8 protein-coding genes are annotated in these 14,224 nt (G+C 37.0%); 1 reads left to right on the top strand and 7 read right to left on the bottom strand.

Going from position 1 to position 14,224, the window contains the following annotated elements; genetic code table 11:
• Positions 1 to 54 precede the first annotated feature (54 nt).
• A complete protein-coding gene (gene gloA2 / locus RM706_RS16190) occupies positions 55 to 438 on the bottom strand; it encodes an SMU1112c/YaeR family gloxylase I-like metalloprotein (protein ID WP_311353316.1) in 384 nt (127 codons plus the stop codon).
• Positions 439 to 450: 12 nt separating this feature from the next.
• Positions 451 to 2,895 (bottom strand): M14 family metallopeptidase, encoded by a 2,445-nt coding sequence (locus RM706_RS16185; protein WP_311353315.1) that lies wholly within the window; start codon positions 2,893 to 2,895, stop codon positions 451 to 453.
• A gap of 120 nt (positions 2,896 to 3,015) precedes the next feature.
• On the opposite strand from RM706_RS16185, the gene bshC reads away from it, so the two are divergent.
• Positions 3,016 to 4,617, top strand: coding sequence for a bacillithiol biosynthesis cysteine-adding enzyme BshC (gene bshC, locus RM706_RS16180; protein WP_311353314.1), 1,602 nt, complete (start codon positions 3,016 to 3,018; stop codon positions 4,615 to 4,617).
• Here the strand turns inward: bshC and RM706_RS16175 are convergent.
• The 5 genes from RM706_RS16175 to RM706_RS16155 all read right to left on the bottom strand — a co-directional run bounded on the left by RM706_RS16175 (position 4,606) and on the right by RM706_RS16155 (position 14,125).
• Complete coding sequence (locus RM706_RS16175; RefSeq protein WP_311353313.1) at positions 4,606 to 5,151, bottom strand: pyridoxamine 5'-phosphate oxidase family protein; 546 nt, start codon at positions 5,149 to 5,151, stop codon at positions 4,606 to 4,608. The genes bshC and RM706_RS16175 overlap by 12 nt on opposite strands.
• 206 nt (positions 5,152 to 5,357) lie before the next feature.
• A complete protein-coding gene (locus RM706_RS16170) occupies positions 5,358 to 7,427 on the bottom strand; it encodes a thiol-activated cytolysin family protein (RefSeq protein WP_311353312.1) in 2,070 nt (689 codons plus the stop codon).
• A 386-nt stretch (positions 7,428 to 7,813) separates the two neighbouring features.
• Entirely contained in the window at positions 7,814 to 9,667 is a 1,854-nt protein-coding gene (locus tag RM706_RS16165) for a tetratricopeptide repeat protein (RefSeq protein ID WP_311353311.1), read from the bottom strand.
• A 127-nt stretch (positions 9,668 to 9,794) separates the two neighbouring features.
• A complete protein-coding gene (locus RM706_RS16160; protein ID WP_311353310.1) occupies positions 9,795 to 12,023 on the bottom strand; it encodes a hypothetical protein in 2,229 nt (742 codons plus the stop codon).
• 230 nt (positions 12,024 to 12,253) lie between these two features.
• Positions 12,254 to 14,125: a hypothetical protein gene (locus tag RM706_RS16155; protein WP_311353309.1), complete on the bottom strand. Its 1,872-nt coding sequence runs from the start codon at positions 14,123 to 14,125 to the stop codon at positions 12,254 to 12,256.
• Positions 14,126 to 14,224 lie beyond the last annotated feature (99 nt).

The following is a 14,224-nucleotide window of genomic DNA, read 5'->3' as shown; positions in this document are numbered from 1 at the left end:
AATGAAATAGCGGTATTTCTATGTTAAAAAATAGAGAAATGAGGCTAGAATAAGCTATATTTCATATATCTCTAAAGGCAAATCATCTGGGTCGCTAAAAAATGTGAATTTTTTATTCGTAAATTCGTCAATACGAATTGGTTCTGTGGTCACGTTATTGGTATTAAGCTTCCTTATTACCTTTTTGATATCCCCGACTTTAAAAGCTAAGTGTCTAAGTCCACAACCTTCGGGTCTTGATGTTCTTTTTGGAGGATTAGGAAAAGAGAAAAGCTCAATTACATATTCTCCATTTAATGCTAAATCTAATTTATAAGAATCCCGACTTTCTCTATAGGTTTCTCTTAAAATTTCTAAACCCAAGATGGTGGTGTAAAATGTTTTAGATTTTTCATAATCTGAACAAATTATTGCGATATGGTGTACTGCGTTAAGCATTAACTTAGTTATTTAATTCACCATAAATAGCGCGTTGGCAAAAAAGAGTTTTCCATTTTCCCAAAATCCTCGAAAAAGAGGGTTGTCAACCATATAAATAACTTGACCTCTTCCAAAACCTTCAGCTCCAAATACCAACGATTTTTGAATATTCTTTTGTGCTTCACTTCCTGCAAAACCAGCAATTGGTTTAGAATTGCTCTCTAAATAAGCAACATTGCCATTATCAAGATATTTAAAAGCTTCATTTCCTAATTTTAAGGTAAAGTATTGCGAATCATAACCATAAGCTAATGGATGTGTATTGTCAATTTTCACTTTGAAAATTGCTCCTGTAATAGCATTCTTCATACGTTCTCGTTGCGCATTTTCATAAGGCATTAGTGAAGTTTCAGAGGTCTCTTTTTTATTCTCTTTTTTCTCAATACCGAAGCCGTTTTCACCATCTATTCCATCTATGGCTCCGCCCATAGCAATTAATTTCCCTCCATTTTGAACCCACTCTTTTAAGTTTTTCAATTTATCTTCATCAAAATAGCTAGAATAGCTACCTCCTGGTAATATCAGTACATCATATTCATCCATATCAATCCTATTTGCATATTTTTCATCGATAACGGTCAGAGGGTACTGTAGCTGTTTTTCAAAAAAGTGCCAAACTTCCCCAAATCGTAAGGTTGAGGTTGGACCACCAGAAAGAATGGCAACTTTTGGTTTTTTAATCATTTGAACATATGAGGAACCGAAATCTTTGCCAGAATCAACAAAACCACTACTAACCGAAGATAAATCCTTCGAGTGTTTTTTAGAAATGGTACTAAGAGTGTTCAAAAAATCTTTATGCTCTTCATTATCTGATTTGGTAATAATTAAACTACCTCTTTGATAGTTTTTACCTTCTAATGCAAAAGGAGAATAACTGGTTCTAACCTGAATATCATTTTTTAATAAATCGGATAAAAACTTGGCATCAGTCATACTGTCCCAATCCGTTACAAATGCGTAAGAAGGATTTAATTTATAATTGTTAGCTGTTATAGCGGTTTGAGCAGTATTTACTATTGTTGAGGTAGCCATTGCATCTAAGCCATATGCATAGGGTAGGGACCATGCAGTAATGTCATAGGTCAATGAATCACTAAGTTTGGCATTGGGTTCAAATAAAACCTTTACCATGGTGCCCTTAGGCTGATTAGTTGAAACTACTAGGGTTTTTTCATCAGTTTTTAAACTACTTGTTGTACCAGATTGGTAGTGATATCCCTTTACAGTGCCATTTGTTGCCCGACCAAATACAATTTCATGCTTACCGAGCAATTCTTCAAGTGCTTTGATGTTATCTGCATTTCCATTTAAAACATAGCTCTTATACCTAAAGTTTTTGGTCCGATAGAATTTTTTGAATTCCATATTCAATTTGTCAACATTTTTACTGGCAACTTCTATTGTAGATAGTCCAGTGGTATGGTGGTGGGCAATTCTATCACTAAGGGTTAGGGTGTCGCCGTTTCCGATAATCACCCCAAGGCCAGCCCGACCGCTACCTCCTTGTTCATAAGTCATTCCAATACCTCCATTATAAGTAGGGTACGTATCCCCGTAGCTAGGATAAAACAAATCGAACCGTTCTTTGGTAAAGTAAAACCATCCGTTGGCATCGAAGTACTTAGCATGATTTTTACCGATGGTTTTTTGAAAATCTCGCTGAAAATTGGTTATGACCTCATGATAAGGCTCTGCCGCAGGAGCAAAATAATAAGGGTCGTTTACACCCTGTTCATGAAAATCTACATGTACATGGGGCAACCATTTATTGTATACTTTAAGTCTCTGCTGGCTTTCAACTTGTGTCAACCATGCCCAATCACGATTTAAATCGAACATATAATGATTGCTACGACCACTTAACCATCCTTCATGATGTTCCTTGCTATTGGGGTCTATTTGAAAAGGAGTGTTCTTATTTTGGTTATACCAGTTGATATACCTATCGCGACCATCTGGGTTTACGCAGGGATCAATGATTACAACTGTGTTCTCTAAATACGAACTTTTACTGGTAAGCAAATCATATATAGTCTTCATTGAAGCTTCTGTACTCACACTTTCATTACCATGAACATTATAGCTTAGCCAAACAATAGATTTATTTGCATCGCTTTCACCTTTTGTGGACTTCAAATGTTCTTCACGAATAGTATCTAAATTTTGAATGTTTTCTGCTGTAGAAACAAAGGCCAATAATAGTGGCCTTCTTTCATTGGTTTGACCATATTCTATAAGCTTTACCCTAGCCATGTCCATTTCAGCAAGGTATTCATAGTAATCAACTACCTCATGATGCCTTGTGAATTGGGTACCTAATTCATACCAAAGAAATTCAGAGGGCGATTTTAAGTTTTGAGCAGTTAAAAAAGTAACCGATATTAGAAAAACGGAGAGTAAAAACTTGGTCATAAATGTCTGGTTTGAGCGCAAAATCAAAGCTAATAATAAAATCTGGGTTTATGTAATTAACGAATTTTTAGGAAGTGAAATCATGAAGTAGCTTATCTTTAGGCACATTTTTATTTTTAAATGCAAACAGACTGTATACCTTTCAGGGAAACCGGATATTTTTCTAATCTTATATGTGACTATTTAGATGAAAAAGAGACCCTCAAACCATTTTTTAACCGCTTTCCGCACATTGAAAACTTTGAAGCTCAGTTAATAGAGAAAAGTGAAAACTTTGATTCCGATAAACGAGCGATTTTGGCAAATGCTTTACAAGCGCAATATGGCAATTTTGAGAAGTCTGAGCTTACCCATCAGAATATTGAAAATTTAAAGCATCCCAACACCTTTAGTATCGTTACTGGGCATCAACTAAACCTATTTACCGGCCCTCTTTATTTTTTATATAAAATAATTTCTACAATTAACTTAACCGAAAGGCTTAAGACCAAACATCCAGATTATGAATTTGTTCCAGTTTATTGGATGGCGACGGAGGATCATGATTTTGATGAAATCAACTATTTTAATTTTAATGGTAGAAAGATTCAATGGAACGCAGATGTCAAAGGGGCTGTCGGAAGAATGGATACCAAAGGATTGTCAGCTGTTTTTGAAGTTTTTTCGGCTCAATTAGGTACCACTAACACTGCTAAATCTCTAAAAAAACTTTTTCAAAAAGCATACTTAGAACATTCAAATTTGACGGATGCTACTAGATATTTAGCAAATGAACTTTTTGGAGCTCGCGGATTGGTTATTGTAGATGGCGATGACGCGACATTAAAGCGTCTTTTAATTCCGTTTGCGAAGAAAGATATCTTTGAGAAGGTTCCTTTTCAAAAAGTTTCTGAATCTAATATAGCATTACAATCAATTTCAGAAGATTATAAGATTCAAGTTAACCCTAGGGAGATTAATTATTTCTACCTAAAGGATGGTCTTCGAGAGCGAATTATTGAGGAAAATGGGGCTTATTTAGTAAATGAAACTGATCTTCAATTTTCCAAGACGCAATTAGAAAAAGAATTAGAGATCCATCCTGAACGATTTTCCCCAAATGTCATTGCGAGACCGCTTTATCAAGAAGTCATATTGCCTAACCTTTGTTATATTGGAGGGGGAGGAGAGTTAGCCTATTGGCTCGAACTTAAAAGTTATTTTGAAACGTTGAACGTAACTTTTCCGATGCTTTTATTGCGTAACTCTGCATTGGTTATTTCTAAAAAACTAGCTGCTAAAGTTGAAAAAATGGATTTACGGCTTGATGACCTTTTTTTAAAACAGACTTCTTTAATCAATAAAAAGATTCGAAAAATATCAAATATCGATATTGATTTTTCACGTCAAAAGACTCATCTAGAAGAGCAGTTCAAGACACTATATGATTTAGCAGAACAGACTGATGAATCATTTTTAGGGGCAGTGAAAGCGCAAGAGATTAAACAAAAAAATGGTCTTGACGCTTTAGAAAAACGCTTGTTGAAAGCTCAAAAGCGAAAATTAAAAGATCAGGTACGTCGAATAACTGAAATTCAAAATGAACTTTTTCCAAACCAATCCCTACAAGAACGACAGCTCAACTTTTCTGAATTGTATTTAGAATTTGGTGAATCTTTAGTGTCATCATTAACGCAAGCTTTAAATCCTCTGGTCAATGAATTTTTAGTTCTAAGGCACTAAAAACTGGCCTTTCCATTTATTGTTGTCTTTTGTATATTTAATTCTAACATGGTTAGGATTACCCAATCTCAAGTATTCAATCACTTTGGGAACAATTTTGATAACGCAAAAATTGTTTTCTTCTATTAAATAATCAATCTCTTCATGGTTAGCTATGGTACTTCCAGGGCTACGTTTTGTAGCATAATCTTTTCTTGAATTCAATGGAATTTCACTCCACAATTGTTGTACTTGCTTTTCATCCCTTAAAAGACTAGAAATTCCTTGTATTTGAAGCTGTAATAATTTTTCTGGGTGGTAAAAGAGCGTTGAAGTTTTTTGATTCGCAGTTAATTGAGCGACCTTATTAGAACGTTTGTCCGTATAAAAATAAAGCTCTAACTCATCACTGACCTTGCGTAAGACAACAGTGCGTTGTTGCAGATTGTTATGATTGTCCATAGAGGCCAAAGAAAAAAAACGGAAGGGATGTCCTTTTTTGTTGCCAGCTGTAATTAACTCATTTTTAAGTTGTTGAAATATAATTTGTTTCAAAGAGAGATTTTTTTCAAAATAAATGAAAAAAAAGGTAGGGTTTTTATTTTGTCGGTTGTTTTAAGTACAAATTGTTATGAAAAGGTTTTTTATCTTTTAAAAAATATGAATTAGTTAATTCATGTGTTTAGGTTGGTTTTGATTTTATTTTAAAAGCCTCGGAGTGGTTCCCGAGGCTTTTGTTTTTGAACGAACTCAAATTCAACTTAATTGATGACCCATGGGCCACTAAAGATGAGGTCACCTGATATCCATTCCATGATTTCTGAGCTGTCTTCATTTACAAATAGGAATTTTGTAGAGTTACCATTGGTAAATGTTGTTGCGGCGCCTACATTTTCGAATAATATGCCCCCAACATTGGTTGTTGCTCCAAAAAACCATTCTGTAGAGTCTGTAAGGCCTCTAAATTGCCCACCATTATCTGAATCATATCTTTGATATTGCGTTCCTCCACGGTCAAAAAATGCCATATTAGGGTAGCCAACGCCCACGGCGGCGCCAATTCCGTTGTTCAATAAAAAAGAGCCACTACTATTGCTGCTGAATATATCAAAAACATTGAAAATCGTTGGGTCCTCTCCTGGGCCCGCACCATTATTTACAGAATAAGTAACAACTACTTCACTTGGCAAAGTGGTGTTGGGAATGTTTGCCGGGTTTACCGTTGCTATATTACAAAGGTTACCTGTATTGTTATAGATATAGACTACGTTTGGCGAAAAATCCACCGCAGCACCTACAGTTCCCACGGGTACATTTCCTAAAGGACCCAAAGGCAATTCCGAATTGTTTTCATTTACCGCAAAGAATATCGGTTGCGCATCCTCACCTGTGCCGGATTTATAGACTCCAGGTAACTCGCCATTAAACCATGCGTAAGTGTCACCAGCTTTATTAAAGATTAAAACATGGGATTCTGAAATATTCAACATTGCTCCAATACCGTCTTCAAAAAGACCATCAAGGTCCGCATATAGAAGGGGCGGCACAACACCTTTTAGTTCACAATCGACCACATCAAACTCTGTAGAGAGATTGGTGCCCACAATATCTGAACGTCTTTTTACACTTTTTAAAACATACGATAAAGGGAGCCCAGTTTCTATATCACCGCTTTTACCTAAGTTGGCCACAAAATCCCCAATACTTTGGTTAGTTGTAAAATTCCCTACTGCTTCCAATGTTTCTTCTGCATTGCCCCCATAGGCAATGACCTGTAGTTTTAATTCTTGTAGGCTGTTGAAGGCACTATAGTCAACACTGCCGGAAGCGCTACTGCCTAGGGTACTATAGCCTAAATCTAGCTTGCTCATCATCTCAGTAGTAGATGAGGTAGATTCAAAAAGCATATAAAACACTCTGCCATAAGTAACCGATGAAATATAGGCCGCAGGATTATCGGGTTGTATATATTGCGCTAGTTCTTCTGCTGTGACACTTGGGTCGAAAAAGGCTTCCGAACTGGTGGGTTCATCTACATCCATGGTGTAAAAACGTTGGGTAAGTTTTACCACAACGTAGTTGGATTGATTAGAGGTATTCAGGTCAAACTGACCAGATAATTTAGCGTTAAAGGTCTCAAATTTGACCCCTAATTTTAAAGCTAGTTCCCTTCTGGATTGTACAGATTCCACACTCAAGTTAAAACTGGCCGGTACCGCTCCGGTAGCTCCGGCAATAATGGCATTTTGGGCAGTACGCACCGCACTTAAAGAAATGGTTTCTACGGGTTGGCTGGCATTTAGATTGCCATCAATAACATTATAAGAGATAACGCCACCGCCCCTGAGTAAAGGAATGGATTCCGGAGTGGCATCATCTATGGTTTTTCCTTGGATTAGGTTACCGGGGTAAATGACCGATGAATTTGGGTCGAAAAGAAAAAAATCGTCACTGCCGTCTTCAATACTTACAGTTCTTTTAGTACATATAAAACGTTCGGTGGAGGGTTCTTCACCTTCGTCTTCTCTATAAAAATCATCATCGAAAGGCTCTTCTTCGCTTAAAGTTGTCTCTTGTGGTGTTTGGGGCACATCTTCAAAATTTTCGCCCAAGGCTACTACTTGTGCAATGGAAAGGGGTTCTACAGGGCAACCATTGTTACTTGAGGGTCCGGCCTCGTTGGGGCAATCATCGTTTGAGTCAATAACACCGTCTTGATCGGTATCTGCAACTTCAGGTGGGTTGGTTGTCTCATCTTTACTACAGGATATGGCTATGATAAATACCAATACCACTAAGAATCTACTGGCTAATTTAAAATTTGTCTTCATTACTTTTTGTTTTGTGGGTTAAACTTGATTGTCTGCTTTGTGCGACTCACTCGGTAACGGTCTGCAGCCCTTAGCCGAGCAAGACCACAAAACTGATTGTCAGGATTTCATATAGATTTCCAATGACACCACAAACCTAAAGTGCTGGTTTTGAGGAATGAAAAAACTAGGGTGGACAATAGGTGGACACCTTGAAATTAGTTCGGGGACAATTGGTGGACTGCGTTCTGAGCGTCTATTTTTAATGGGGTCGGCGGAATAAGTGTAAACGTCACTTTGAGTGATTTTTTATATAAAATCGTATAAAAAAGTATAGGAATATGGATTTTGCTGAGTTCTCGATACGCGCTACTTCATGGTAGCGCACTCGAACTGACAGAAATTTACTAAAGGCTTAGCACTAAATCTTGAAGAGAGTCTTCTGTTGTAATATCCAATTTTTTACGAAGACGGTAGCGGGCTTTTTTTATTCCTTCGGCCGAAATATTTAAGATATTGGCAATCTCTTTGGAGGACAAATTCATCTTTAAAAGGGCCAATAAACGAAGTTCATTTGAGGTCACCTGGGGATATTTTGTTTTAACATTGCTGTTAAAGTCTTTATGGACTTCTTCAAAATAGCGCGAAAAGTTTTCCCAATTGTTATCATCCTGTAAATCAAAATTGATGGTTCTGATCAATTGCTGATAGCCTTTTTTTGATTCCTCATTTTCTTTGAGCTCTTGGGCCTTTTGTTTTAGACTTTCCAGGACCTCGTTTTTACGAGCAAGATTCAGGGCGTGGGTAGTGAGTTCTTTCTTTTTAAAGGCGAGTTCTGCATCTACCTTTTCCTTTTCGAGTTTGTTACGCTTTAATTTTTGCCGGATACCGTAAAACCCAAATAGAGATAGAACCAGTAATCCACCTAAAAGTATTTTCTGAAGGCTACTAATTTCCGCTTTTTGTTCTAAAACAGTGATTTCTTTGTCTTGGAGAACTATTTGTTGTTCTTTTTTCTCAGTATCATAAATAGTTCGGAGCTCTTCTATTTGTTTGATTTTGTTTTGTTCAAAAACAGTGTCGCTTAATCTTTTATATTCTTTAAACTCTGTGAGGGCATGGGGATAATTCTTCAACCCTTCCTGGGACTGAGCCCTTTCTCTATGAATTGAAAACAAAAACCCTGGAGAGTTTGCAGACACCTTCGCAAGCTCCATGCATTCATTGAAAGTTTCTAATCCGTTTGCATATTGTCCATTTGCATTGTATGCTTTCCCCAAATAGAACAAGGATCTAATCACTGGTACAGGTCTTGTAGTTTCTCGATGGATTTTGACCGCTTTTTCCATCCAAAAAATAGCATCCTCATAATTTTCTTCAGCGGCATACGCCCGCCCCATGTTTCTTGATGCACCACCTTCAAGCATGGAATTCTTTACTTCTTTGGACAGGGCAATACTTTCTTTTAAATATTTTTTGGCTTCTTCATAATCCTTAAGGTCGATATAATTCTGACCGACCGCATTGCAGGTAACAGCTTGATATAATTTGTCATCATGGGCTCTATAAATTTCTAAAGCTTGTAAGGTGTATTCGTTGGATTTTTCATATTCCCCATAACTTCCTTCTAAAGAGCCCAGCCCGTTTAAAGCATCTGCCTTACGCAATGGTTTGTCTATTTTATCATAAATAGACAATGCTTTAAAAATATATTCATAGGCTTTTTTGCCTTCTCCCTTATATTCATAAAGCCCTCCTACAAAGTTATATTCGATGGCCAAGCCGAGCGAATCTTTCAGAACTTCCCTCTTTTTTAGATTTTTAAGTGAAATATCAAGTGCTTTATCGTATTCCCCCTTTTCAAATTGTATATTGGATAATGCATAATTGAGTTTTATTTCATCTCGAAGACTGCCTTCACTTTTAAAAATGTCCAAGGCCATATTATAGTTTAAACTTGCGGAATCAATATGACTTCGATTTTTGTAATAATCACCTAAATCAAAATATGCATTGGCCATACCCATTTTAAAGCCTATTTTTTTTGACAAGTTTAGTTGTTCCATGGCATAGGCTCTAGCCTTATCGACATCTTTGGTAATGACTTCATCATAGAGCTCGCCTAAAATAAAGACCTTTGAGGTATCATTAGGTAATTGCTTGTATACTGAAAGCAGACTATCGAGCTTTTGATTTTCCTGTGCACTAATACAAAAACAAAAACTGAATAAAATGATAAATAGGAATATGGAGGTTTTCATATCAGTTGGTTTACGTACTAAAATTAGTTATAAAAACAGAACCTTTTAAAAACGAAAAATTTAGAAATGAAAAGCCCCTAATTCGTCTTTAGGGGCTTTTTGATTTCAACTAACTCAAAACTGTAGGTTATAAGTCAGGTACCAATAGTTCTATGATGGCATCTGGGTCAAATGGATTAAAATTTGCCACGTTTCTTCTTTCACCACCTTGTTCTATAAAAAAGGTGAAAGCTTCAGTATTATGATTCTTAACAAACCCAACTCCTGCAAAATCTGAATAGGTTTTGACCTGAGTGCTGATGTCTTGTTTTAATTGATCTAAGCGATCCAATATTTCTTGTGTGGGAATGGCATCGAAAATAGCTTGTGCGCTAATCAAAATATCACTGGTTTCTGCAATGAATTTAACATTGTCCGCAGCCAGATTCAATTGGTTGACTTGTTCATTCGTTAATACTTCAAAGTTCAAATCAACATTGGTGTTTGTTGTTAAAGGAATGATGCATCCTGTTAGTCTCCAATCACTGCTTATCTCAGCAGTAACGGTTTCATTAACACGATTCAAACTGGCCAATTGACGCAAAGCAGCTTCCAATTCTGTTCTGGTCTGATCATTATCGCTGGTATCGTTTACGGCATTTCTCATACGGACCAATGCAACTCTATATCGATCAACAATACCATTAACTATAGCAGGGATATTGTCGCCACAAAGTACCCTATTACGATCATCAAGTTCTGATCGTGCCCTACTACGGCCCTCGGCTATTCCTTTTGCTACTTCTTCATCAATTGTATTTAGTGCTGTTGTAATTATTGTTGGCAGAACTTGTCTTAGACCCCGAAGGCTCAATTCAAACTCGTAATCTGCGGTGGCTTGTTCCAAGTTGGCAAGGGCATCTTGGGCAACGACTAAAGTAGAGTCAATTCTTTGGGAGATTTCAACATCCAAGCCAGCAACAAAATTGGTCGGTGCGCTTACTACTACTTCACTTTCGTCTTTTGTTATGGCTGCACTTACGGACCATTCTTGATTGTTCTTGATGTATTTACCGCCAATTTCAAAAGCAGGATTGGAAAAACGCATAGATCCCTCGATGCCCTGTTGGTTGTTTGGCGTTTCAACACTAAAGCTTCCGTCAACACCAATATCAAAAACTCCATCTTGGTTGACATAGCCATCTGCACTCAAACTGCCATCTGGTTTAATGGGAATAAAATCAGGATACCATGATAGGTCGGGGTCTACATCTCCGTTTATAAACGCCCTGGCTACTACACCATTATTGGTGGAAGCTTCCGCGACTACAGCGGCACTTCCTGAGGCTATGGGAAACCCAAAGGATATAAACGAATTAATTTCAAGCGCAAGGTCCATCTTTCCATTGAAACCAGAGCGATAGCCTACCCCAATATCAGAAGATAAGGGGTCTTGTAAATCAGCATCAATGCTAAACCCTTTGTTTTCATACAATAGCCCGCTCATCTCAATTATTTTGAAAAAAGAAGCAGAACCACCTACCACGGTTTTAGCGCCAAAACTTACGACGTCATCAACAGGATTTGTAGGCTCATAAACGATATTACCTCCAAAAGAACCGCCAAAACTTACTCCTAATAGTCGACCGTCACTATCATTACTGTTGTTATTATCGCCGTTATTATTGTCACCATTATCGTTGCCATCGCCTCCGGCAATGCCTCCACCAATAGAGAAAAAGAACATGGGATCGGTGTAGTCAGTTATCAACGCAACACCTGCGCTTCCTGGGCTTATGGAAAGTGGCTTCGTCGCATTTGGATCGTTATTAACCCCAATATTCAATTCTAAATTAGCTTGAATATTAAATACAAAATAGTGCCTATCATCTTTTAGTACTATTTCATAGTTTCGGTTATCGTTTAAGAATTTCCCTGAAAAGAAACCAACTTCAGCCTGCAAGGGTTGGGCAAATTGAAAATAATTTTCCAAAGGAGGAACTTCAACATTTCCGACTAAACTTTGAAGTGTGCCGTCATCGTTAAAAGAAACATCGATATCTGCATTATCAAAAATCACTTCACCAATAGAATCAATGGGGATAGTTAGTTTGCCTTCTACCTTGTAGCCATCAGCTGTTTCTGTCACGGTACCCTCTGGTATAAAAGCTTCGCGATTCAATCCTGTGGCTGTGTTTTCACATTGACCAGGGCATTGATTTGGATTGGCACAAGGGTCATCACAGGGGTCTACTGTTACGGGTTCTGTTGGTTGAGGCTCTAGAACAGCACTTTCAACATCATCTTTACCGCAAGATATGGTAAGGATTAATAAAATTATAAGGCCAAATGTTTTTAAACAATTTTTGGTATTCATCACTTTTGTTTTGTGGTTATACTTGATCGTTCTGTGTGTTCCTGTTCGGGTTTGGTCTGCAGCCCTAGACCGAACAAGACACCACAAAACAGTTTATCAACTTAATGATGAAGCAAACCTAAGTTGTAAGCGATACGGATAAAAAAAAACAGGGGTGACAAAGGGGTGACACTCTTGAAGTGCCTTATTTTAAAGGTGTTCCAAGACTCCGAAGAAACAGATGATAGATGTTAAATCGTTATAATCAGTTCTTCCAAGGACTCTCGGGGAGTAATGCTCAACTTTTTTCTGAGACGATTTCTAGCTTTTTTTACCCCAGAGATTGAGATATTCAGAATATTGGCAATCTCTTTTGAAGACATATTCATCTTCATTAGGGCCATGAACCGAAGTTCGTTTTTGGTCACCTCAGGATATTTTTTCTTGACATTGCTTGCAAAGTCTTTATGTACCTGTTCAAAGTATTGGGTAAAGCTCTCCCAGTTTTTATCATCTTGTTGGTCAAAGTTGATGGTCTTTATGAGTTCTTGATAACCGGAAGCACCCTCTTTTTCTTTAAGGGCCTTTGCCTTTAGTTTTACACTTTCTAAAACCTCATTTTTTTTGGCTAGGTGAAGGGCATGGGTTGTTAATTCTTTCTTTTTAAAGGCGAGTTCAGCGGCTACTTTTTCTTTTTCGAGTCGATTTCTTCTAATCTTTTGCCGGAAGCCATAATAACCAAAACCTAAAAGAATTAACAAAAACCCAATACTACCGCCCAATAATAATTTTTGAAGGTGACTCACTTTGGCTTTTTCTTCCAATAAATCAATTTTTTGTTCTTGTATGGCAATTTGTTGCTCTTTTTTTTCTGTTTCGTAAATGGTGCGTAACTCTTCTATTTGTTTATTCTTTTTCACAGTAAAGATGCTGTCTTCCAAGAATTTAAATTGTTCATAATCTCGTAAGGCGTTTTGATACTCTTTTTTTTGTTTTAAGGCTTTCGAACGAATTTCAAAGGCAGCAGCCAGTAAACCAGGCGCCTCAATGGAATCGGATAGTATAACGGCCCTATTCATGTATGAAATAGCTCCATTGGCATTCCCAATTTGGTTGTAAGCTTCACTTATATTATTCAACGTTCGCAGTAAGGCCATAGGTCTATCATTATCTTCATTCAATTTGATTGCAGATTTGAGATTTCTTATTCCTTCATCAATCTTGCCAAGTTTGACATAGGTTCTTCCTAAATTTCTTAAGGCCATTCCTTCAATTACCGGAGATTTAATGTTTTTGGCTTTTCCCAGGCCATTTAAAAGATAGTTTTTCGCATCTTCATAGTTTTCTAGGTTATAATAATCTTGACCTATACCTACTGTTAAAAGGGCCTCATAGAAGGAATCTCCATAAGCTTTATAAATTGAAAGTGCTTCTAAGGAATATTCTTTGGACTTTTCAAAATTTTCAAATCCGCTTTCTAATGAGGATAAAACGTAGAGGGCATCGGCTTTGTCAATTGGTCGGTCTATTTTTTTATAAATTTCCAAAGCCTTTAATACATATTGATATGCTAATTGAAAGTTGCCCTTATGCTCATAAATACCGCCCTTAAAGTTGTATTCTTTAGCTAAACCCACCGAATCTTCCATTGAGATTCGTCTTTTGATATTTTCGTTTATCATTTCGAGGGCCCTATCTGCATTGCCTTCTGCCAATTCAAGAATGGCCAAGGCGTTGTTCGCAATCACTTCTCCTCTTGGATAGTCACTGGTCAAAAAAATACGTTTTGCTTTTTCAAAATAATACCTTGCCGAATCTTTTTGACCAACATTTTTATAATAACCTCCAATGTTGTAATTGGCAAAAGCAACTCGTTTGACATAGTTTAATTTTGTGGAAAGCTCCAGTTGTTCCAAAGCATATTTTTTGGCCAGTTCGATATCGCTATATAAAACAGCAAGGTGTAGCTTTCCTAAAAGGGATGCTTTGGCCGTATCATTCGGAATGGTATGATAAATTTTTAAAAGACTATCGTGTTCTTTAGAATATTTTATCTCTTGACTATTAGAAATTGAAATATGCAGAAGGAATATTCCCAAAAATGGGAGAAGCCAATTTTTCATGTGTCGTTGGTTTTTCTCTGAAAGTTAAGGATTAAAACCAATCTTTTGAAAACAACAGATTTAGGAAAGAAAATGCCCCAAGTAAATATCTTGGAGCCT

Source organism: Croceitalea rosinachiae (assembly GCF_031846445.1).
GTDB lineage: Bacteria > Bacteroidota > Bacteroidia > Flavobacteriales > Flavobacteriaceae > Croceitalea > Croceitalea rosinachiae.
Note: the sequence above shows the minus strand (reverse complement) of the source record. Positions and strands in the feature narration are given on the sequence as shown.